At 66.6% G+C, this 22736-nt stretch carries 13 protein-coding genes; 6 read left to right on the top strand and 7 right to left on the bottom strand.

Annotation, left to right across the window (positions count from 1 at the left end):
* Positions 1-24: 24 nt before the first annotated feature.
* A complete protein-coding gene (locus FJU31_RS12670) occupies positions 25-2097 on the top strand; it encodes an acyltransferase family protein (RefSeq protein WP_150455064.1) in 2073 nt (690 codons plus the stop codon).
* A 14-nt stretch (positions 2098-2111) separates the two neighbouring features.
* Here FJU31_RS12670 and FJU31_RS12665 read toward each other — a convergent pair whose 3' ends face one another.
* The 4 genes from FJU31_RS12665 to FJU31_RS12650 all read right to left on the bottom strand — a co-directional run bounded on the left by FJU31_RS12665 (position 2112) and on the right by FJU31_RS12650 (position 8091).
* Positions 2112-3299, bottom strand: coding sequence for an MFS transporter (locus FJU31_RS12665; protein ID WP_150455063.1), 1188 nt, complete (start codon positions 3297-3299; stop codon positions 2112-2114).
* 79 nt (positions 3300-3378) lie between these two features.
* Entirely contained in the window at positions 3379-6063 is a 2685-nt protein-coding gene (gene metH, locus FJU31_RS12660) for a methionine synthase (RefSeq protein WP_150455062.1), read from the bottom strand.
* Positions 6060-7154, bottom strand: a complete 1095-nt coding sequence (locus FJU31_RS12655; protein WP_150455061.1) for a homocysteine S-methyltransferase family protein — start codon at positions 7152-7154, stop codon at positions 6060-6062. The genes metH and FJU31_RS12655 overlap by 4 nt, the downstream gene beginning before the upstream one ends.
* Positions 7155-7161: 7 nt before the next feature.
* Complete coding sequence (locus FJU31_RS12650) at positions 7162-8091, bottom strand: ArsR/SmtB family transcription factor (protein WP_108769275.1); 930 nt, start codon at positions 8089-8091, stop codon at positions 7162-7164.
* A gap of 163 nt (positions 8092-8254) precedes the next feature.
* On the opposite strand from FJU31_RS12650, the gene FJU31_RS12645 reads away from it, so the two are divergent.
* A complete protein-coding gene (locus FJU31_RS12645) occupies positions 8255-9403 on the top strand; it encodes an acyl-CoA dehydrogenase family protein (protein ID WP_150455060.1) in 1149 nt (382 codons plus the stop codon).
* 171 nt (positions 9404-9574) lie between these two features.
* Positions 9575-9862, top strand: coding sequence for a hypothetical protein (locus tag FJU31_RS12640; protein ID WP_150455059.1), 288 nt, complete (start codon positions 9575-9577; stop codon positions 9860-9862).
* A gap of 139 nt (positions 9863-10001) precedes the next feature.
* Here FJU31_RS12640 and FJU31_RS12635 read toward each other — a convergent pair whose 3' ends face one another.
* The 3 genes from FJU31_RS12635 to FJU31_RS12625 are packed head-to-tail and all read right to left on the bottom strand — an operon-like array spanning position 10002 to position 15106.
* Positions 10002-13172, bottom strand: coding sequence for a multidrug efflux RND transporter permease subunit (locus FJU31_RS12635; RefSeq protein WP_150455058.1), 3171 nt, complete (start codon positions 13170-13172; stop codon positions 10002-10004).
* A 15-nt stretch (positions 13173-13187) separates the two neighbouring features.
* Entirely contained in the window at positions 13188-14450 is a 1263-nt protein-coding gene (locus FJU31_RS12630; RefSeq protein ID WP_150455057.1) for an efflux RND transporter periplasmic adaptor subunit, read from the bottom strand.
* Positions 14450-15106, bottom strand: a complete 657-nt coding sequence (locus tag FJU31_RS12625) for a TetR/AcrR family transcriptional regulator (RefSeq protein ID WP_150455056.1) — start codon at positions 15104-15106, stop codon at positions 14450-14452. The genes FJU31_RS12630 and FJU31_RS12625 overlap by 1 nt, the downstream gene beginning before the upstream one ends.
* Before the next feature lie 275 nt (positions 15107-15381).
* Here FJU31_RS12625 and FJU31_RS12620 point away from each other — a divergent pair, with 275 nt between their 5' ends.
* From FJU31_RS12620 to FJU31_RS12610, 3 genes are all read left to right on the top strand, one after another.
* Positions 15382-20358, top strand: coding sequence for an NAD-glutamate dehydrogenase (locus FJU31_RS12620; RefSeq protein WP_150455055.1), 4977 nt, complete (start codon positions 15382-15384; stop codon positions 20356-20358).
* A 205-nt stretch (positions 20359-20563) separates the two neighbouring features.
* Positions 20564-21337, top strand: coding sequence for an NAD kinase (locus tag FJU31_RS12615; protein ID WP_150455054.1), 774 nt, complete (start codon positions 20564-20566; stop codon positions 21335-21337).
* 48 nt (positions 21338-21385) lie between these two features.
* Positions 21386-22330: a 5'-nucleotidase gene (locus FJU31_RS12610; RefSeq protein ID WP_150455053.1), complete on the top strand. Its 945-nt coding sequence runs from the start codon at positions 21386-21388 to the stop codon at positions 22328-22330.
* The last annotated feature ends 406 nt before the right edge of the window (positions 22331-22736 follow it).

Genomic DNA, 22736 nt, shown 5'->3' with positions numbered 1-22736 from the left:
CGTGGCGGTCGTGGGAGGGTCAGGATGACGGCTGAGGCAGGTCGCGGTTACGTACCGCACATCGATGGACTGCGCGCGATCGCCGTATTGGCGGTGATCGTATTTCACCTGGACCCGGCCTGGCTGCCGGGCGGGTTCACCGGCGTGGACGTGTTTTTCGTCATTTCCGGTTTCGTGGTCAGTGCGTCGGTGCATCGCCTGCCGCCACTGTCGCTGGGTGCTTCGATGCTGCGCTTCTATGCGCGGCGCATCCGCCGTATCGCCCCGGCCCTGGTCACCTGCCTGCTGGTCACTGCAGTGGCCAGCGTGCTGTTCATTCCCGAATCGTGGTTGAGCGAGGCCAGTGACAAGACGGGCCTGATGGCCTTCTTCGGCCTCAGCAACTGGGTGCTGGCCGCGGTCGGCAATGATTATTTCGCGCCCAAGGCCGAGTTCAATCCCTATACCCACACTTGGTCATTGGGCGTGGAAGAGCAGTTCTACCTGCTGTTCCCGCTGTTGTTCCTGGCCTGGGCACGGGGCGCACGTGGGCGCGGGCTGAGTCTGGGCCTGTTCCTGCTGGTCAGCGCGGCATCGCTGCTGCATGCGGCGGTGCTGGGCCTGCGCGACGTGCCGCCGTCCTGGGCGTTCTACGCCACGACCACGCGGTTGTGGCAGCTGGGCGTGGGCGTGCTGCTGTTCCAGCTGCTGCATGTGCGCGCATCCCTCGACCGGCTGACCCAGCGCTCGCTGGCCCGTGGTGCGTGGGTGTTCTCGCTGCTGGCCGCGCTGTCGCTGGCCCTGCTGGGCTGGGCGTTGTGGACCGCGCGCGCTGGACACTCACCGTGGCCCGATGGGCTGCTGCCGGCATTCGCCACGGCGGGCCTGCTGTGGTCGCTGCACCACCATCCGCAGGCCTGGATCGGCCGCGTGCTGGCCAGCGCGCCCATGCGTCGCATCGGCCTGCTGTCCTACTCGCTCTACCTCTGGCATTGGCCGGTGTTCGTGCTGATGCGCTGGACCGTAGGCCTGGAAACACCGCTGCAGATGCTTTCGGCGACGTTGCTGGTGGCGCTGCTGTCCTGGTTGTCGTGGCGCTGGGTGGAACAGCCCTTCCGTGGATCGCTGGCGCCGCGCGCGACGTCGCTGCGCTGGGTGGCCGGTGGCGCTGCCGCGCTCTTGCTGGCCGGCGCCCTGCAGATGCTGCTGTACTCGCAGGCATCGCTGCTGTCATTCAGCACCGTCAGCCGCAATGCAGCGGACTGGTACGCCAGCAGCAGGAGCGTAGCCGATGATTTCCCGGAGTGCGCGCTGGTCACCGGCAAACATCGCTTCGAAGGGGGCAGTGCCCGCACCTACGCGCGCGGGCGCTGTGATCGCCCTGTCCCCGCGGCCGCACCCGCCCGTGTGTTCGTGGCCGGCGATTCGCATGCCATGGCCTACATCGAGCTGCTGCAGCGGCTGGCGCTGGATTCCGGTGCGCAGGTGTCGCTGTATGGCCGAGGGGGCTGCCCGCAGGTCAGCCTGCAGAAGTGGCGCGGAGCGGGCGCAGGCTGCGAAGCCTTCGACGCGGCCGTGTTCGCCGACATCAGCCAGAGGGCGCAGCCCGGCGATGTGGTGGTGCTGGTGTCACTTCGCGTTCCGCGCCTGTCCGACCAGTTCGTGCTGTTCGATGCCGCGGCGCAGCTCGCGGGAGAACGCACGCCGGAGGCGGCCGCAGGCCGTGACGCAGAGGTAGCCCAGGCGATCGCCCAATGGAAGCCATTGGCCGAGCGCGGCGTGCGCATCGTGATGGAGGCACCCAAGCCGGTGCTGCCAGCACCGCCATATCGGTGTTCGGATGCGTTCAACGCCGACAATGAAGTCTGCCGCAATGGACTGGTCAGCACCCGCGCGGACATGGAGGCGCTGCGTGCGCCCATGCTCGGCAGCCTGCAGCAGGTGGTTGATGGCCTGCCGGGTGCGGTGATGTGGGACCCGCTGCCGGTGCTGTGTGATGACTCCCTGTGCCCGGCACAGCGCGATGGCCGGCCGCTGTACTTCGATGGCGACCACGTCAGTGGTTATGGCAACCGCGTGCTGCTGCCGTCACTGCAGAAAGTCCTGCGCCAGCCCTGAAACGGGCATGGGGTTCACTCCGCGCGGGCGACGCGGCGTCGCGCGCGGATCAACGGCAGGCTCAGCGCGAAGAAGCACAACAGGGCGCCGATCAGGGCGAAGCCGCTGCCGGCCAGGAACGCGGTGCGGCCGTTGTCGATGGTCCACAGCTGGCCGGCGATGAGGGCACCCAGCACGCCGCCGACACCGGACGAGAAGCCGTACAGCAGGCCCTGGCCATGGCCGTTGAGGCGGCCGGGGAAGTAAGTTGCCAGCATCTGCATGGCCGCGGCGAAGAACGCGGCGAAGCCCAGCGCGTGTGCGGTCTGCGCCACCAGCATCACCGGCAGGTTTTCCGGGAACAGCGCGGTGACCGCCCAGCGCAGGCAGGAACTGACCAGCGCGATCAGCAGCATCCAGCTGGCGTCGTAGCGGCGGAAGAAGCGGCCGATGGTGAAGAACACGCCCACCTCGAACACCACGCCGATGGTCCACAGCAGGCCGAGGGTGGAAGTGCGGTAGCCGTGGTGGTCCATGTAGACCGAGAAGAACGTGTAGTACGGCCCGAATGACAGTTGTTCCATGAAGGCGGCCAGGAAGAACGCCAGCACCGGCGGGCGGCGCACGATCTGCCAGAAGCCGCTGGCATCGCCCTCGGCCTTGCCGATATCGCGCGCGTACTGGTTGTTGAAGGCCGAGACCACCAGCAGGGCGAACAGCGGCAGCATCATCGATGGCAGCAGCCCGGCGCGGTTGCCGCTGCCATCGCCTTCGATCAGCCAGCCGAACAGCGTGACGATGGCGATGAAGCCCAGCGAACCCCAGACACGGATCAGCCCATAGCGGTGGCTGTCGCTGCCCAGGTGGGTGAGGGTGATCGACTCGAACTGCGGCATCACCGCGTTGTAGAAGAAGCAGAACACCACCATCGCCGGGTACATCCACGGCTGCGGCAGCGGCAGCAGGAACACGGCGAAACTGAGCAGCGTCAGCACGCAGCCGAGCCGCAGCAGGCGGATCGGGCGCGGCGAGGCGGCGGCCAGCGTGGTCCAGGTGCTGGGCGCGATCACGCGGGTGGCGTACCACAGGCCCATCATCACGCTGATGGCGGTGACGCTCATCCCGCGCGCGGTCAGGAACAGGCTCCAGTACGGCGTGAAGGCGCCCAGCGCCGCGTAATAGAACAGGTAGAAGCTGGACAGGCGGGCAGCGGGAACGGTCATCGCGGGAATCATGCACGATAGCGCCGGGCCATGCCCGGCGGAGGTTGAGATACGCCGGGCGTGGCCCGGCGCCACCGCCTCATTCGGGGTCGTAGTCGAGGTTGGAGGCCAGCCAGCGCTCGGCCTGGGCGCGGTCGACGCCCTTGCGGCGCGCGTAGTCGCTCACCTGTTCGCGGCTGAGGCGGCCGACCACGAAGTACTGGCTCTGCGGGTGGCTGAAGTAGTAGCCCGACACCGCAGCGGTAGGCAGCATCGCGAAGCTCTCGGTGAGCTCCATGCTGGCGTTCGCTTCGGCCTGCAGCAGATCGAACAGGCGGCGTTTCTCGCTGTGCTCGGGGCAGGCCGGGTAGCCCGGGGCCGGGCGGATGCCGCGGTACTGCTCGTCGATCAGTGCCTCGTTGTCCAGCGTCTCGGCGTGGTCGTAACCCCAGAATTCCGTGCGTACGCGCTGGTGCAGGCGCTCGGCCAGTGCTTCGGCGAAACGATCGGCCAAGGCCTTCAGCAGGATCGCGTTATAGTCGTCATGGTCGGCCTCGAAGCGCGCGACGTGGGCGTCGATGCCGATGCCGGCGGTCACCGCGAAGGCGCCGATCCAGTCCTGTTGGCCACTGTCGGCCGGGGCGATGAAGTCGGCCAGGCAGAAGTCGGGGCGCTCGGCCGGCTTGTCCACCTGCTGGCGGAGGAAGTGCAGGGTCGTCTCGCCGTCCGGGTGCTGCACGCGCACGTCGTCGCCGACGCTGTTGGCCGGCCACAGGCCGAACACGGCCTTGGCCTGCAGCCACTTCTCGCCGACGATGCGGTCGAGCATCGCGCGGGCGTCGCGGTACAGCTCGCTGGCCTGGCTGCCGACGATCTCATCGGTGAGGATCGCCGGGTACTTGCCGGCCAGTTCCCAGGCCTGGAAGAACGGCGTCCAGTCGATGTAGTCGACCAGTTCAGCCAGCGGGTAATCATCGAACACGTGCAGGCCTGGCTGCTTCGGCGCCGGCGGGGTGTAGTTCGCCCACTCGCCCTGGAACTTCTGCCCGCGTGCGTGTTCCAGCGAGACCAGGCGCTTGGCATCGCCACGGTTGCGGTGGCGCGCGCGGATCTCGGCGTAGTCGGCTTCGTTGGCGGCGACGAAGGCCTCGCGCAGGTCGCGCGAGATCAATGACTGGGCCACGCCGACCGCGCGCGAGGCATCCTTCACCCACACCGTGGGCGCCTTGTAATGCGGGTCGATCTTCAGCGCGGTATGCGCGCGCGAGGTGGTCGCACCGCCGATCAGCAGCGGCAGGTCGAAACCCTGGCGCTCCATCTCGCGGGCGACGTGGCTCATTTCCTCCAGCGAGGGGGTGATCAGCCCGGACAGGCCGATCAGGTCCGCATTGTGTTCGCGCGCCGCATCGAGGATCTTCTGCGCCGGCACCATCACGCCGAGGTCGACCACCGCGAAGTTGTTACAGGCCAGGACCACGCCGACGATGTTCTTGCCGATGTCGTGCACATCGCCTTTCACCGTGGCCATGATGATCTTGCCGTTGCTGCGGGCGGTGTCGCCGCTGCGCGCCTTCTCGGCTTCAATGTAGGGCAGCAGGTAGGCCACGGCCTTCTTCATCACGCGCGCGGATTTCACCACCTGCGGCAGGAACATCTTGCCGGCACCGAACAGGTCGCCGACCACGTTCATGCCGTCCATCAGCGGCCCTTCGATCACGTCCAGCGGGCGGCTGGACGCCTGTCGGGCCAGCTCGGTGTCCTCTTCCACGAAGGCATCCAGGCCGTGCACCAGCGCATGCGCCAGGCGCTGCGCCACCGGCTTTTCGCGCCAGGCCAGGTCTTCGGTCCTGGCAGCGCCTTTCTTGCCCTTGTAGCGCTCGGCGATCTCCAGCAGGCGCTCGGTCGAATCGCTGCGGCGGTTGAGGATCACGTCCTCCACGCGCTCGCGCAGTTCCGGCTCCAGCTCGTCGTAGATCGGCATTGCGCCGGCGTTGACGATGCCCATGTCCATGCCGGCGGCGATGGCGTGGTACAGGAACACCGAATGGATGGCCTGGCGCACCGTTTCATTGCCGCGGAACGAGAACGAGACGTTGGAGACGCCGCCGGACACGTGGCAGTGCGGCAGGGTCTGCTTGATGATGCGGGTCGCTTCGATGAAATCGACCGCGTAGTTGTCGTGTTCTTCGATGCCGGTGGCGACGGCGAAGATGTTCGGATCGAAGATGATGTCCTGCGGCGGGAAGCCGATCTCATCGACCAGGATGCGGTAGGCGCGCGTGCATATCTCGACCTTGCGCGCGCAGGTATCCGCCTGGCCGGCCTCGTCGAAGGCCATCACCACGGCTGCCGCGCCATAGCGCAGCACCTTCCGCGCGTGTTCGCGGAACAGCGCCTCGCCTTCCTTCAGCGAGATCGAATTGACCACGCTCTTGCCCTGCAGGCACTTCAGGCCGGCCTCGATCACGCTCCACTTGGAGGAATCGACCATCACCGGGATGCGCGCGATGTCCGGCTCGGACATGATCAGGTTGAGGTAACGGGTCATCGCCGCTTCCGAATCGATCAGGCCCTCGTCCATGTTGACGTCGAGGATCTGCGCACCGCTGGCCACCTGCTGGCGCGCGACGTCCACCGCTTCCTCGTAGCGGCCTTCCTTGATGAGCTTGCGGAACTGCGCGCTGCCGGTGACGTTGGTGCGTTCACCGACGTTGACGAACAGCAGGTCCGGGGTGATGACCAGCGGTTCCAGGCCGGACAGGCGGGTATAGGGCGAAGTGCTCATGCGGCCTGCTGCTCCTGTGCGCCGGGCAGGGCGCGCGGCGGCAGGCCGGCCACGGCCTCGGCGATGGCGCGGATGTGGTCCGGCGTGGAGCCGCAGCAGCCACCCACCAGGTTCAGCAGGCCATCCTCGGCAAAGCCGCGCAGGGTGGCGGCCATTTCCCCGGGCGTCTCGTCGTACTCGCCGAAGGCATTGGGCAGGCCGGCATTGGGGTGCGCGCTGACATGGCAGTCGGCCACCTGGGACAGGGTTTCCACGTGCGGGCGCATGGCATCGGCGCCCAGCGCGCAGTTCAGGCCGATCGACAGCGGGCGCGCGTGGGCCAGCGAGGCATGGAAGGCATCGGCGGTCTGCCCCGACAGGGTGCGGCCGGAGGCGTCGGTGATGGTGCCGGAGATCATCACCGGCAGGCGCGCGCCGCGCGCATCGAAGGCCTCTTCCAGCGCATACAGCGCGGCCTTGGCGTTGAGCGTGTCGAAGATGGTCTCGACCATCAGGGTGTCGGCGCCACCATCGATCAGGCCTTCGATGGCTTCGCGGTAGGTGTCGCGCAACTCGTCGAAACTGGTGTTGCGGAAGCCGGGATCGTTCACGTCGGGGCTGATCGAGGCGGTGCGGCTGGTCGGCCCGATCACGCCGATGACGAAGCGCGGCTTGTCCGGCGTGGTCGCTTGGACGGCATCGCAGCAGGCACGGGCAACGGCGGCGCCGGCCTTGTTCAGCTCGTACACCAGGTGTTCGAGGTGGTAGTCGGCCTGGCTGACCGAGGTCGCGTTGAACGTGTTGGTTTCCACCAAGTCCGCGCCGGCCTGCAGGTAGGCGGTGTGGATGTCACCAATGACCTGCGGCCGGGTGAGGAGCAGCAGGTCGTTGTTGCCCTTCAGGTCGTAGCCTCCCGGCGCGGCATGGTCGCAACCGGGGCCATGGTCGTGGTCGTAGCCGCCGGCGAAACGCTGGCCGCGGTAATCGTCTTCCTGCAGGTCATGGCGCTGGATCATCGTGCCCATCGCACCGTCGATGATCAGGATGCGCTCGCGCAGTGCGGCAAGCAGGGCATGGGCACGTTCGGGATGCAGCCAGGGCAGGGCGGACACGGCGACCTCAGGGCTTGTTGGCGATCAGCGAGATGACTTCGAAATGCGGCGGGCGTTTTTCGCGGGTCACGGTTTCCAGGCTGGAGACCTGCAGGCCGGCCTTGTCGACGAACCTGCGCAGCTCCTTGTCGCTGAAGCCGAGGTTGACGTGGCCATAGGCTTCCACCGCGGCCTTGTGCTCGTGGCGGGCCAGGCTGCACAGCAGCAGGCGGCCGCCCGGGCGCAGCACGCGCGCAGATTCGGCCACGGCCTGCGCCGGCTTGCTGGCGTAGGTCAGGGCGTGCATCAGCACCACCAGGTCGAAGCTGCCGTCCTTGAAGGGCAGGGCGTGCATGTCGCCCTCGCGCACCTCCACGTTGGGCAGGCGGCGCAGGCGCTCGCTGGCGGCGGCCACCACGCGCGCGCTGGTGTCGATGCAGACGTAGCGGCTGGCGTGCGGTGCCACCAGTTCGGCCAGCACGCCGTCACCGGAGGCGATGTCGAGCACGTCGCCGGTTTCCAGCAGCGGCAGCGCGGTGCGCGCCAGGGCTTCCCAGGTGCGTCCCGGCGAGTAGTGGCGCTCCATGTCGCCGGCGACGCTGTCGGCCCAGTTCTGGTCGGCGGCGCGGCTGGCCATCACCGCAGCGACGCGTTCAGCATCCTGGCGCAGCAGCGGGTCATCGCTTCCGTTGCTCAAGGCATGCCACAATGCGCGCTGCGCCGGGTCCAGCTGGGCATCGTCGAAGCGGTAATAGGCCGACACGCCGGCACGGCGGTCGCGGACCAGGCCAGCTTCCTTCAGGCGCGCCAGGTGGGTCGACACCCGCGGCTGCGCCAACCGGGTGATCGCCGACAGCTCGGCCACGGTCAGCTCTTCCTGTTCCAGCAGCGCCAGCAGGCGCACGCGGGTGGCGTCGGCGAACACCTTCAGGCGGGTCGACCAGTCTTCCAGATCCATAAATATCTACCTATCGCGATATAGAGATATATTCGCCGACGGCAGCGGTTCCGGTCAAGCCGCAACACCCTCCAAGTCAGCCGCCGTTGCCCGGCCCCGGTACAATCGAGCCACTTGGTCGCGCTGTGCGTGGCCCCTATCATCATGTACCTGGGAGGGTGTTGTGGATTTCAGCTTTACTGAAGAGCAGTTGATGCTGCAGGACGTGGCGCGGCGCATCGCGCAGGAGAAGATCGCCCCGAGCGCGGAGCACCATGACCGCACCGGCGAATTCCCGCTTGAAAACATCCGGCTGCTGGGCGAAAACGGCCTGATGGGCATCGAAGTGCCGACCGAATACGGCGGCGCGGGCATGGACCCGGTGGCCTACGTGCTGGCGATGGTGGAAGTCGCCGCCGGTGACGCGGCGCACTCGACCATCATGTCGGTCAACAATTCGCTGTTCTGCAACGGCATCCTGACCCATGGCAGCGAGGCGCAGAAGCAGAAGTACGTGCGCGCGATCGCCGAAGGCGAGGCCATCGGTGCGTTCGCCCTGACCGAGCCGCAGTCCGGTTCGGATGCCACGGCCATGCGCTGCCGCGCGGTCAAGCAGGCCGACGGCACCTATGTCATCAACGGCAAGAAGAGCTGGATCACCTCCGGCCCGGTGGCCAGGTACATCGTGCTGTTCGCGATGAGCGAGCCGGACAAGGGCGCGCGCGGCATCACCGCCTTCCTGATCGACACCGACAACGCCGGCTTCGGCCGCGGCAAGACCGAGCCGAAGCTGGGCATTCGTGCCTCGGCCACCTGCGAGATCGAGTTCAACGACTACGTGGCCCAGGCCGACGACGTGCTTGGCCAGGAAGGCGAGGGCTTCAAGATCGCCATGGGCGTGCTTGACGCCGGCCGCATCGGCATCGCCTCGCAGGCCATCGGCATCGCCCGTGCCGCCTATGAAGCGACCCTGGAATACGTGAAAGACCGCAAGGCCTTCGGCGCCGCCATCGGCACCTTCCAAATGACCCAGGCGAAGATTGCCGACATGAAGTGCAAGCTGGATGCAGCGCTGCTGCTGACCCTGCGCGCGGCGTGGGTGAAGGGCGAAGGCAAGCGCTTCAGCAACGAAGCGGCCATTGCCAAGCTGACTGCCTCGGAAGCCGCGATGTGGATCACCCATCAGGCCGTGCAGATCCACGGTGGCATGGGCTATTCCAAGGAAATGCCGCTGGAGCGTTACTTCCGTGATGCCAAGATCACCGAGATCTACGAAGGCACCTCGGAAATCCAGCGCCTGGTGATTGCCCGCAACGAGACGGGCCTGCGCTGAGTTCAAGCGGACGCGCCGCCGCATGTGGATGCGCAGTGGCATTGGATCTCTGTAGAGCCGAGCCCATGCTCGGCTCCGGTACAAGAGCCGAGCATGGGCTCGGCTCTACAGAAAGCGATCGCGCGCAAAAGCCCCGCTACAATGCAGCCCCTCTTTGCACGGAGCTGCACGATGATCTATCGCGGTTGGGGATTCATGACGCTGGTGACACCGATCGCGGTGATCCTGCTGCTGGCGTACTTCTTCCCGCACGAAGGCCCGAAGGGCAACATCCCGCTGCAGCAGGTGCTGCTGGGTGGTGGAATCGGTGCCGGCGTGAACGTGCTGATGGGCCTGTGGCTGAACCGCACGCCGCGACAGAAGGGCGAAGCGGCGCCGCATCATTTCTTCTTCGTGCCGATGCAGTGGGTTGCGCTGGTGATCGTGGTGGTGTGCGCGGTGATCGCGCTGCTGCGCTGAGGAGTTTGAGCTTCCTGTAGAGCCGAGCCGATGCTCGGCTCGGTTAAAAGCAACCGAGCGTGGGCTCGGCTCTACAGAAACCTGCAACAAAAAAGGCCCCGAATCGCTCCGGGGCCTTTCATTTCAGCCTACCGCCGGATCAACGATCCGGACGGTGTGCGGCTTCCGCGTCGCGCTGGCGTTCCATGAACTCCTTGGAGGGTTCATCCAGCTTGTCGCCCAGCATGCGGCGTACGACCACGAAGAACACGGGGATCATCAGCAGGCCCAGCAGGGTGGCGAACAGCATGCCGCCGATCACGCCGGTACCGATGGCGTGGCGGGAGTTGGCGCCGGCGCCGGTGGAGATGGCCATCGGGATCACGCCCATGATGAACGCGAACGAGGTCATCAGGATCGGGCGGAAACGCAGGCGGGCCGCTTCGATGGTGGCATCGCGCAGGGTCTTGCCTGCGGCACGCTGTTCAACCGCGAACTCCACGATCAGGATCGCGTTCTTCGCGGCCAGACCGATCACCGTGATCATGCCGATCTTGAAGAAGATGTCGTTGGGCAGGCCACGCATCATCGACAGGCCGATGGCACCCAGCACGCCCAGCGGCACCACCAGCAGCACCGCCACCGGGATCGACCAGCTTTCATAAAGTGCGGCCAGGCAGAGGAACACCACTACCACCGACAGCACCAGCAGCAGCGTCGCGGCGTTGCCTGCCAGGATTTCCTGGTAGGACATGCCCGACCAGTCATAGCCGTAGCCGGCCGGCAGGTCGTTGGTGACGATGTCTTCCATCGCCGTCATCGCTTCACCCGAGCTCTTGCCCGGTGCCTGCGAGCCGACGATGTTGATGGCCGAGTAGCCGTTGTAGCGGCTCAGCGACGGCGGTGCCGACACCCATTCCGATTTGACCACCGTGCTCAATGGGATCATGGCATTGGTGCCATCAGCATTGGTGGTCAGGCTGGAGGGGCTGTAGAAGCTCTTCAGCGATTCCTGGCCAGTGCGGTACGGTGCGTCGGCCTGCATGGTCACGCGCTTGATGCGGCCCTGGTAGAAGAAGTCGTTGACGTACACCGGGGCCAGCATCAGCTGGATGGTGCTGTACACGTCTGATACCGACATGCCCATCGACTGCGCCTGCACGCGGTCGACATGCAGCGCCAGCTGCGGAGCGTTTTCCAGGCCGTTCGGGCGGACACCGGCCAGTTTGTCGCTTTCCTGCGCGGCCCTGCCCAGCAGGGTGTTGCGCGCCTGCGTCAGCTGTTCGTAGCCCTGGCCACCACGGTCCTGCAGCCACATGTCGAAGCCGCCGAACTGGCCCAGGCCCTGCACGGTCGGCAGGTTGACCACGAAGATCTGTGCTTCCTTGATGCCGTAGAACGCGCCGTTCATGTTCTGGATGAACTCGGGCACGGTGACCTTGCGGTCGGCCCACGGCTTGAGGCGGATGAAGCCCATGCCGACGTTCTCGCCCGAACCGACGAAGCTGAAGCCAGCGATCTGCATCAGGCCTTCATAGCCTTCCTGGTTCTTCAGGATGCCGCGCATCTGCGAGAAGACTTCGTTGGTCTGGCCCTTGGTCGAACCCGGCGGCAGCTGCACGATGGCCAGTGCGTAGCCCTGGTCTTCTTCAGGCAGGAAGCTGCCCGGCATGCGGGTGAACAGGAAGCCGCACAGCGCGGTCAGCACCACCGCCAGGATCATCCAGCGCGGCGCATGCTTCACCGCCGAGGTGATGTGGCCGACGTAGGTCCCGCTGATCTTGTCGTAGTACTTGTTGAAGGTACGGTAGACGATGTTCGGGTTGTCGTTGTGGGTCGGCTTCAGGAACGTCGCGCACAGGGCCGGGGTGAAGCCCAGCGCCAGGAACGCGGAGAACGCCATCGAGATGGCGATGGTCAGCGCGAACTGCTTGTAGATCTCACCGGCCGCACCGCCCTGCAGGGCCGAGGGGATGAACACCGCGGCCAGCACGACGGTGATCGCCACCACCGCGCCGGTGATCTGGGTCATCGCCTTCTGCGTGGCCGGCTTCGGCGCCAGGCCTTCCTCGGTCATGATGCGTTCGACGTTCTCGATCACCACGATCGCGTCATCGACCACGATGCCGATCGCCAGCACCATCGCGAACAGGGTCAGCTGGTTGATGGTGAAGCCGATCAGCCACATGCCCAGGAAGGTACCGAGCAGGGCCACCGGAATGACCAGGGTGGGGATGATCGTCGCGCGGAAGTTCTGCAGGAAGATCAGCATCACCAGGAACACCAGCAACACCGCTTCGAACAGCGTCTTGACCACTTCCTCGATGGAGATCTTGACGAAGGTGGTGCTGTCGTACGGCGAGAACCAGCTGACGCCGGCCGGGAAGCTCGGCTGCAGCTCGTCCATCTTGGCGCGCACGGCATCGGCCACGTTCAGGGCGTTGGCGCCCGGCAGCAGCTGGATGGCGAAGGCACCGGCGGCCTGGCCGTTGTACTGGGTATCGAAGCCGTAGTTGTTGGCACCGAAGGCGACGCGGGCGATGTCCTTGAGCAGCACGCGCGAGCCGTTGGCATTGGCCCGCAGGATGATGTTCTCGAACTCTTCAGGCGAGCTGAAGCGGCCTTCGGCCGAGACGGTGGCGGTGAAGTGGCCGTCCGGCGAGGGATCCGAACCCAGCGAACCGGCGGCGAACTGCACGTTCTGCGCGCGCACGGCAGCCAGCACTTCGCTGGCCGACAGGCCGTAGCCCTGCATCTTTTCCGGGTTCAGCCAGATGTTCATGGCGTACTCGGAACCGAACTGCTGGGTGCTGCCGACGCCGGGGATACGCGAGACCTGATCGAGCACGCGCGAACCGACGATGTCGTTCAGGGCGTCACGGCTGATCGTGCCGGTATCCGAACGCAGGCCCACCACCATCAGGAAGCCGGCGTTGGCCTTGGCCACCACCACGCCCTGCTGGGTCACTTCCGAAGGCAGTCGCGGCGTGGCCAGCGACACCTTGTTCTGCACCTGCACCTGGGCGATGTCCGGATCGGTACCGGTCTCGAAGGTCAGGGTGATCTGCGCGCGGCCGTTGGAAGACGAGGACGAGCTGAAGTACAGCAGGTGATCGATACCGGTCAGCTGCTGCTCGATCACCTGGGTAACCGATTTTTCAGTGGTGTCCGCGCTGGCGCCGGGGTAGGTGGCCGAGACGGTCACCTGCGGCGGGGCAATGTTGGGATAGGACTCGACGCCGAGGTTGAGGATCGCGATCACGCCGCTGAGCGAGATCAGGATCGCAACCACCCAGGCGAAGACTGGATGTTCGATGAAAAATTTAGGCATGACGGAAGGTTCCCGTTACTGCTTGTTCGATTCAGTGGCGGCCGGCTCGGCCTTGTCGGCCGCCTCGGGCGTGGCCGGCGCCTTGTCGGCACCGCCCGCAGCGGCGGCAGCCGGGGCTGCACCGCCGGCGGCGGGCTGGCCGTTGGCATCCTGGCCCGGGGTCCAGGGCTTGGCCGTGGCCGGCGCCCCTTCCTTGACCTTCTGCACGCCGGCCACCACGACCTTGTCACCGGCGGCCAGGCCATCGCTGACCATCCAGTTGCCACCCTGCGCGCCTTCGGTCTTCACGTTCTTGCGCACGACCTTGCCGTCGGCGCCGACCACCATCACGAAGCCGCCGGCGCTGTCACGCTGCAGGGCCTGCTGCGGAATCAGGAAGGCGTTGTTGCGCTCGCCCAGGTTGGCCTGGAAGCTGACGAAGGCACCCGGCAGCAGGATCTTCTGCGGGTTCGGCAGCACCGCGCGCAGCGAGACCGCGCCGGTTGCCGGGTCGACCGTGGTCGAGGAAAAGTCCAGCGTGCCGGCTTCGCCGTAGGCGGTGCCGTCGGACAGCTTGACGTTGACGGTGGCCTTGCCGTCGCCGGACAGGGCCAGGGCGCCACGCGCCTGCTGCGCACGCAGCTGGCTCAGTTCGTCCACGCTCAGCGAGAAGTTCACGTACAGCGGGTCCAGCTGGTCCACGGTGGTCAGCAGGGTCACGTCACCCTGGCCGACCAGGGCACCTTCGGTGACCTGCTGCTTGTTGGCCACGCCACTGATCGGCGAGGTCACTTCGGCATAGCCGAGGCTGATGCGCGAGGAGGTGACCGAGGCTTCGGCCTGCTTCACCGCGGCCAGCGCGGTGCGCTCGGCGGCTTCGGCGCTGTCCAGGTCGGACTTGGACACGTACTGCTGCGGCGCCAGCGAGCGGGCACGGTCGGCGGCGACCTTGGCGTTGGCATAGGTCGCGCGGGCCGAGGCCAGCTGCGCTTCGGACGCGTTGAGGCTGGCGCGCAGCGGCGCCGGATCGATCAGGAACAGGGTCTGGCCCTGCTTGACCTCGCTGCCTTCCTGGTAGACGCGCTTGAGCAGCACGCCCGGCACGCGCGCGCGCACGTCGGCGCTGCGGAACGGCGACAGGCGGCCGACCAGCTCACGCTGCAGCGGCAGGGTCTGCGGCTTGGCGTCGATCACGCCCACCTCCGGCGGCGGGGGCGTCTGCTGTTCCGGCTTCTTGCAGGCGGCCAGCGCGACAGCAACGGCGCACGTCAAGGCAAGGGTGCGGAGTGGGGCGGTCATCAGGAGGAACTCCGGGGTTGGTTTGTAGTGGGGGCCGGCGACGGCGTTGGCGCGAACGCGCGCAGGAAGCTGTCGACCGAGAATTCTGCCCAGCGCCGACGCAGCTGCGCGTCATCGCGATGGGACGTATGGAAACGCTGTTTGTCGAAATCCTGACCGGCGATCATGCTCAGCAGCAGTTCGGCCATGAAGTGCGGGTCGTCATGCCGGAGCTGGCCATGCATGCAAACGGTTTCAAGCCATTCAGCAAGATGAAGCGTCAATGCGCCGGCACCATGCCGGTACAGCGTACGGGCCTCTTCGGGAAACTGCGCCGCATCCGCGGCAATCACCCGGCAGGCCTGTCCCACGTGCGGCTGGTTGAAATGCTCCAGGAAGTCGGTGGCGAACTGCAGCAGGCTGGCACGCAGGTCGTCAGTGCGGAGTGCACGGACCATGGCCCCGGTGGCGTGGCCGACGTGGCGCTGCATCACCCGCCGCAGCAGATCCTGCTTGCTGCCGTAGCGCGAATAGAGCGTCTGCTTGGAGCAGCCGGCATGCTGGGCCACCGCATCCATGCTGATCTGCATGCCCTGATGGGCCAGCAGTTCGCGCACGGCATCGAACACACGCTGATCGCGCGCATCCAGGGCAGCGGGGAGGTAGGCCGGGTTCACGCGGTGGACTATACCGTCCAGTTCAGGATTGTGGAATCGTGCCGATAGTCCTGTCCGTCCTGATACCGGGCGCTACACGTGCTTGTTCCGGTAACACGGTTTGCCGATCCTGTCGGTAACGCTATGCCGGTGGTGGACGCCATACCCGTGCGAACTGAATAGGCGTCTAAACCGCAGCAAACCCGGCATTTCATTATTCCGTCCTGCAGCAAGGCCTTTTCCTGCAACAGGGCTACAATTTCATTTTCCCAACTGAGCAAGCGCCTCGCTCTGCCATGAAACCGCAAAAAACCGCAGCCAAGACCGTGAAAAACAAAACCAAGCCAGCTGAGTCGGAGGTCGCAGTGACCGCTGGTTTCTCCCTGGAGCCGGTGTACACGGCCTTGCGCAAGCGTTACCCCGCGGCCGCGCAGGCCGAGGCAGTGGCATTCGCCGCCGCGTTCTACAAGCGCATGGAGTCGGACGAGTTCCCGCACCACACCGCTGAAGAGTGGGCGGCGCTGGCGGCAGACACCTTGGAGTTCGCCCGTGCACGCAAGGCCGGCAAGGCCAACGTGCGCGTGTTCAACCCCACCGCCAAGGCCAATGGCTGGGAATCGCCGCACACCGTGCTGCAGATCATCAACGACGACATGCCGTTCCTGGTCGACACCGTGACCATGTCGCTGGCCGAGCAGGGCGTGGGCGTGCACGTGCTGGGCCACCCGGTGCTGCGCTTCACCCGCGACAAGGCCGGCAAGCTGGCCAAGGTCGGCGAGGGCGATGCCGAGTCGGTGATGTTGATGGAGATCGACCGCCAGCCGGCCGAAGCCATGGCCGCCATCGAGCAGGCCATCAACAAGGCGCTGGATGAAGTGCGCGCCATCGTGCGTGACTGGCAGCCAATGAAGGACAAGGCACTGGCGCTGGCCGACGACCTGGGCAGCCGCACGCTGCCGGTCGACGATGCCTCGCGTGCCGAAGCGCAGCAGTTCCTGCGCTGGGCCGCCGACAACCACTTCACCTTCTTCGGCTACCGCGAATACCGCGTGGAGAAGCAGGGCAAGGAAGATGTGCTGGCGCCGCTGAACGACACCGGCCTGGGCCTGATGCGCGGCAAGGACAAGTCCGCCGCACGTCCGGTCAAGACCCTGGCCGCGCAGGGCCTGAACACCACGTCCGGGCTGAAGGACGCGCTGATCCTGACCAAGACCAATGCCCGCTCGCGCGTGCACCGCGCCGGCTACATGGACTACATCGGCGTGCTGGAATTCGACGCCAAGGGCAGGATCATCGGCGAACAGCGCTTCCTGGGCCTGTTCACCTCCAGCGCCTACAACCGTCGCCCGTGGGAAATCCCGCTGGTGCGCCAGCGCCACGAATACGTGATGAAGCAGTCCGGCCTGGCCCCGGCCAGCCACAGCGGCAAGGCCCTGCGCCACATCCTGGAAACCCTGCCGCGCGAAGAACTGTTCCAGTCCAGCGAGGACGAACTGTTCCGCACCGCCATGGGCGTGCTGGGCCTGCAGGAGCGCGTGCGCAGCCGCCTGTTCCTGCGCCGCGACAAGTACAGCCGCTTCATTTCCGCGCTGGTCTACCTGCCGCGCGAGCGCTTCAACACCGACGTGCGCCTGCGCATCGAGGCGATGCTGAAGGAAGCGCTGCACGGTGAGTACGTGGACAGCTCGGTGGTGCTGGGCGAATCGCCGCTGGCCCAGGTGCACCTGATCGTGCGCCCGAAGCCGGGCGAAATGCTCGACGTTGATACCGCCGAACTGGAGCAGAAGCTGGCCCAGGTGCTGCGCAACTGGCAGGACGACCTGCGCGAAGCGCTGGTCACCCGCCATGGCGAGACCGAAGGCCTGCGCATCGCTGCCCGCATCGGCAAGGCGCTGCCGGCCGGCTACATCGAAGACAACAGCACCGCCGTTGCCGCCAACGATGTCAGCCAGCTTGATGCCCTGACCGGTCCGGACGACCTGCGCCTGAGCCTGCAGGCCGTGCCCCGCGAAAGCGGCGATGGCCTGCGCCTGAAGCTGTACCGCCAGCTGGATGACATCCCGCTGTCGGACGCTCTGCCGATGATGGAAAACATGGGCCTTCGCGTGATCGCCGAGCGTCCGTACCGCCTGTCGGTCGACAACGCCCCGGTGTACGTGCAGGACTTCGAGGTCGAATCGACCGCCGGTGCCATCGACGCCGGCCGCGTCGATGAAGCCTTCGGCGAGACCTTCGCCCGCGTGTGGCACGGCGATGCCGAGAACGATGGCTTCAACCGCCTGGTGCTGGCCGCCGGCCTGCACTGGCGCCAGGTCGCCATGCTGCGTGGCTACTGCAAGTACCTGCTGCAGACCGGCGTGCCGTTCTCGCAGGCGTACGTGGAAGGCACCTTCTCGCGCTACCCGCTGCTGGCCCGCCTGCTGGTGGAACTGTTCGAAGCCCGCTTCGATCCGGCCACCGGCCATGAGAGCAAGGACGACATCGCGGCCGGCCAGGCCCAGCTGAAGGCCCACTTCGATGTGCTGGCTGCCGCCGACGATGCCACCCTGAAGGTGCTCAAGACCGTGGTCGATGCGCGCAAGGGCGACCGCGATGCGCAGATGCAGGCCGCGCGCGAAGCGCTGCTGAAGCTGATGGACCGCGTGTCCAGCCTGGACGAGGACCGCATCCTGCGCTCGTTCATGGGCGTGATCGACGCGACCCTGCGTACCAGCTACTACCAGACCGATGCCAACGGCCAGCATGGCCATGTCATCAGCTTCAAGTTCGATTCGGCCCTGGTGCCGGACCTGCCGAAGCCGCGTCCGTACCGCGAAATCTTCGTCTACGGCCCGCGCGTGGAAGGTACCCACCTGCGCTTCGGTGCAGTCGCCCGTGGTGGCCTGCGCTGGTCGGACCGCCGCGAAGACTTCCGCACCGAGGTGCTGGGCCTGGTCAAGGCGCAGATGGTCAAGAACACCGTCATCGTGCCGGTCGGCGCGAAGGGCGGCTTCTTCGCCAAGACCCCGCCGGTGAACGGTGACCGCGATGCGGTGTTCGCCAACGGCGTGGCCTGCTACAAGCTGTTCATCCAGGGCCTGCTGGACATCACCGACAACATCGTCAACAACAAGATCGTGCCGCCGGTGGATGTCGTGCGCCACGACATGGACGACCCGTACCTGGTGGTGGCGGCCGACAAGGGCACCGCGACCTTCTCCGACATCGCCAATGGCCTGGCCATCGCGCACGGCTTCTGGATGGGCGATGCGTTCGCTTCCGGTGGCTCGGTCGGTTACGACCACAAGGGCATGGGCATCACCGCCCGTGGTGCGTGGGAATCGGTCAAGCGCCACTTCCGTGCGCTGGGCCGTGACAGCCAGAGCCAGGACTTCACCGCGGTTGGCGTCGGCGACATGTCCGGCGACGTGTTCGGCAACGGCATGCTGCTGTCGCGCCACATCCGCCTGGTTGCTGCGTTCGACCACCGCCACATCTTCCTGGATCCGAACCCGGATGCGGCCACCTCGTTCGTCGAGCGTGAGCGCATGTTCACCGTGCCGCGTTCGAGCTGGGCGGACTACGATGCCAAGCTGATCAGCAAGGGCGGCGGCATCTTCCCGCGCACCCTGAAGTCGATCGAGATCACCCCGCAGGTGCGTGAAGCGCTGGGCCTGGACGAGAACGTCAAGGCACTCTCGCCGAACGACCTGATGAGCGCGATCCTGAAGGCGCCGGTCGACCTGCTGTGGAACGGTGGCATCGGTACCTACGTCAAGGCCGCCAGCGAGCAGCACAGCGATGTCGGCGACCGCGCCAACAACGCCCTGCGCGTGAACGGTGGCGAGCTGCGCTGCAAGGTGGTGGGCGAGGGCGGCAACCTGGGCATGACCCAGCTGGGCCGCATCGAAGCCGCCCAGGCCGGCGTGCTGCTCAACACCGACTTCATCGACAACTCGGCCGGTGTGGACACCTCCGACCACGAAGTCAACATCAAGATCCTGCTCAACGATGTGGTGCGCGCCAAGAAGCTGACTGTCGAGCAGCGCAACACGCTGCTCGCGTCGATGACCGACGAGGTCGCCGACCTGGTGCTCAATGACAACTACCGCCAGAACCAGGCCCTGAGCCTGATGGAGCGGATGGCGGTCAAGCGCCTGGGTTCCAAGCAGCACTTCATCCGCACCCTGGAACAGCAGGGCCTGCTCGACCGCCAGATCGAGTTCCTGCCGTCCGATGCCGAGCTGTCGCAGCGCAAGGCACGTGGCCAGGGCCTGACCCGTCCGGAACTGTCGGTGCTGCTGTCCTATTCCAAGCTGGTGGCGTTCGCCCAGCTGCTGGAGTCGGACATCCCGGAAGATCCGTACCTGTCCAAGGAACTGCAGCGCTACTTCCCGACGCCGCTGCAGAAGAAGTACGCCGACGCGATGGAGCGTCACCGCCTGAAGCGCGAAATCATCGCCACGGCCGTGACCAACCAGACCATCAACCGCATGGGCGCCACCTTCCTGATGCGCATGCAGGAAGACACCGGCCGCACCATCGCCGAGGTCGCCAAGGCGTACACCATCAGCCGTGAAACGCTGGATGCCCGCGCGCTGTGGGCACAGATCGACGCCCTCGACGGCACCCTGCCGGAGTCGGTGCAGATCGACGCACTGGAAGTGATCTGGAAGCTGCAGCGTTCGTTCGTGCGCTGGCTGCTGTCGCGCCCGGGCCCGATGCCGGGCATCACCGAGGCGGTCAACCGCTACCAGGGCCCGTTCAACGACATCCGCGTTGCTTCGGGCGTGCTGCCGGATTCGCAGCGTCCGACCTACGAGGCCCTGGTGGCCGAGTGGAAGGAAAAGGGCCTGCCGTCCGCGCTGGCCCAGCAGCTGGCCGAACTGCACTTCCTGGAGCCTGCGTTCGACATCATCGAACTGGCCCGCACCCGCAAGCTGAAGCCGGTGGACGTGTCCAAGATCCACTTCCGCCTGGGCGATGCCCTGCAGCTGCCGTGGCTGTTCGAGCAGATCGACGCGCTGGAGGTCAACGGCCGCTGGCACGCGGTGGCTCGTGGCGTGCTGCGTGACGAACTGGCCGCGCACCACCGCAACCTGGCCGGCCAGGTGCTGGGCACCAAGGGCAACAGCGCTGAAGCCAAGGTCGCCAGCTGGATCGGTCGTGACGACAGCAGCCTGCGCTTCACCCTGTCGATGCTGGCCGAACTGGCCGAGCAGAAGACCCTGGACTACCCGACCGTTTCGGTCGCGGTGCAGCGCCTGGGCCAGCTGGCCGCGCATGGTGCGTAACTGATGTAACGCCGGGCCTCGACCGGTAAGCGTGAATCGGAGCGGCCCCGCGAAAGCGGGGCCGTTCTGCGTTGGGGGTCTGCCGTTCGCCGGGCATGGCCCGGCGCTACCGGGGCGCGGGGTTCCAGGCAGCGCCGGGCCACGCTCGGCGAGCGCAACGGCGCTCGGTTATGCTCTCCCTCATGCCTTCCCCCCGGATCCACCGATGAGCGACACCCCCCGCATCGCTTTCCTGGCCAGTACCACCGAAGCGGCACAGATGGCCCGCGCGGCGATGGTTTCCCGCTACGGCGACCACGCGCCCGACCAGGCCGACGTGTTGTGCCCGCTGGGCGGCGACGGCTTCATGCTGCAGACGCTGCACCGGCACGGCCGGCTGGGCAAGCCGGTGTTCGGCATGAAACTGGGCACCGTCGGCTTCCTGATGAACCAGTACCGCGCCGACGATGACGTGGTCGCGCGCATCGCCCGTGCCGAGCCGGCCAACCTGCGGCCGCTGGAAATGGTGGCGCTGACCGAATCTGGTGCGAGCACCGGTTCGTTGGCCTACAACGATGTTTCGCTGCTGCGGCAGACCCGCCAGGCGGCGCACATCGGCATTGATCTCAACGGCCAGGAGCGGGTGGCCGAGCTGATCGGCGATGGCGTGCTGGTGGCCACCCCGGCCGGCAGCACCGCCTACAACTATTCGGCGCACGGGCCCGTGCTGCCGCTGGGCTCGCACACCATCGCGCTGACGCCGTTGGCCCCGTACCGGCCGCGGCGCTGGCGTGGTGCCATCCTCAAGGCCGACACGGAAGTGCGCTTCCGCGTGCTCGACCCCTACAAGCGCCCGCTCAGCGTCACCGCCGATTCGCACGAGACCCGCGACGTGGTGGAAGTGACCATCCGCGAGTCGAAGGAGCACCGGGTCACCCTGCTGTTTGACCCGGAGCACAACCTGGAAGACCGGATCCTGAGCGAACAGTTCGTTTTTTGACGACAATACGCTGCCGGCCCCCGCCGATCGCTTGAAGGACCTCCACCGATGGGCGACAACTCCCCTCGTCTGCTGACCGTCGCGGTGACCTCGCGCGCGCTGTTCGATCTGGAAGAAAGCCATGCGCTGTTCGAGAGCGATGGCGTGGCGGCGTACGCCGAGTACCAGCGCCAGCATGAGGACGACATCCTCGGCCCGGGCGTGGCGTTCCCGGTGGTGCGCAAGCTGCTGGCGCTGAACCAGGGTGCCAGCCCGGAGGACCCGCGGGTCGAGGTGATCCTGCTGTCGCGAAACTCGGCCGACACCGGCCTGCGCATTTTCAACTCCATCCAGCATTACGGACTGGGCATCATCCGCGCGACCTTCACCGCCGGTGAGCCGACCTGGCCCTACGTGAAGCCGTTCGGCACCGACCTGTTCCTGTCGGCCAACCCCGAATCGGTGCGCAGTGCGCTGCGCCATGGCATCGCGGCGGCGACCATCCTGCCCAAGCCGCCGGGTGAAACCGCGGCGGCTGCCGCCGACCAGATCGATATCACGCGCCCGGCCGGACAGCTGCGCATCGCCTTCGATGGCGACGCGGTGATCTTCGGTGACGAGAGCGAGCGGATTTCGCGCGAGCAGGGGGTTGAAGCCTTCGGCCGCCACGAACGTGAGCGCGCTCGCGAGCCGCTCAGTGGCGGTCCGTTCCGCGGCTTCCTGTCGGCCCTGCATACGTTGCAGGAAGTGTTCCCGGTCGGCGACAGCGCACCGATCCGCACCGCGCTGGTGACCGCGCGGTCGGCGCCGGCGCACGAGCGGGTGATCCGTACCCTGCGCGAGTGGGGCGTACGCCTGGACGAGGCTCTGTTCCTCGGTGGGCGGCACAAGGGCCCGTTCCTGCAGGCTTTCGGCGCGGATATCTTCTTCGACGATTCGCAGCACAACATCGACAGCGCCCGCGAACACGTGGCCGCCGGCCACGTCCCGCACGGCGTCGCCAACGAGGGCTGAGCCCGGTAGGTGCCAACCTTGGTTGGCATCGCGGCGCAGCCGCGCCCACCAAGGTGGGCGTCTACCAGAGCGGGGCACGAAGCTTAGGTAGTTGCCGACCTTGGTTGGCATCGCGGCGCAGCCGCGCCCACCAAGGTGGGCGTCTACAAGAGCGGGGCATGAAGCTTCGGTAGTTGCCGACCTTGGTTGGCATCGCGGCGCAGCCGCGCCCACCAAGGTGGGCGTCTACCAGAGCGGGGCACGAAGCTTAGGTAGTTGCCAACCTTGGTTGGCATCGCGGTGCAGCCGCGCCCACCAAGGTGGGCGTCTACCAGAGCGGGGCACGAAGCTTCGGTAGTTGCCAACCTTGGTTGGCATCGCGGCGCAGCCGCGCCCACCAAGGTGGGCGTCTACCAGAGCGGGGCAC

This window comes from Stenotrophomonas cyclobalanopsidis, from assembly GCF_008710035.1.
GTDB classification, from domain to species: domain Bacteria; phylum Pseudomonadota; class Gammaproteobacteria; order Xanthomonadales; family Xanthomonadaceae; genus Stenotrophomonas; species Stenotrophomonas cyclobalanopsidis.
Note: the sequence above shows the minus strand (reverse complement) of the source record. Positions and strands in the feature narration are given on the sequence as shown.

Coding starts and splice junctions, on each gene's coding strand:
- FJU31_RS12670 (WP_150455064.1), top strand. CDS start 25: ATGACGGCTGAGGCAGGTCGCGGTTACGTACCGCACATCGATGGACTG.
- FJU31_RS12665 (WP_150455063.1), bottom strand. CDS start 3,299: ATGACCGTTCCCGCTGCCCGCCTGTCCAGCTTCTACCTGTTCTATTAC.
- metH (WP_150455062.1), bottom strand. CDS start 6,063: ATGAGCACTTCGCCCTATACCCGCCTGTCCGGCCTGGAACCGCTGGTC.
- FJU31_RS12650 (WP_108769275.1), bottom strand. CDS start 8,091: ATGGATCTGGAAGACTGGTCGACCCGCCTGAAGGTGTTCGCCGACGCC.
- FJU31_RS12640 (WP_150455059.1), top strand. CDS start 9,575: ATGATCTATCGCGGTTGGGGATTCATGACGCTGGTGACACCGATCGCG.
- FJU31_RS12635 (WP_150455058.1), bottom strand. CDS start 13,172: ATGCCTAAATTTTTCATCGAACATCCAGTCTTCGCCTGGGTGGTTGCG.
- FJU31_RS12630 (WP_150455057.1), bottom strand. CDS start 14,450: ATGACCGCCCCACTCCGCACCCTTGCCTTGACGTGCGCCGTTGCTGTC.
- FJU31_RS12620 (WP_150455055.1), top strand. CDS start 15,382: ATGAAACCGCAAAAAACCGCAGCCAAGACCGTGAAAAACAAAACCAAG.
- FJU31_RS12615 (WP_150455054.1), top strand. CDS start 20,564: ATGAGCGACACCCCCCGCATCGCTTTCCTGGCCAGTACCACCGAAGCG.
- FJU31_RS12610 (WP_150455053.1), top strand. CDS start 21,386: ATGGGCGACAACTCCCCTCGTCTGCTGACCGTCGCGGTGACCTCGCGC.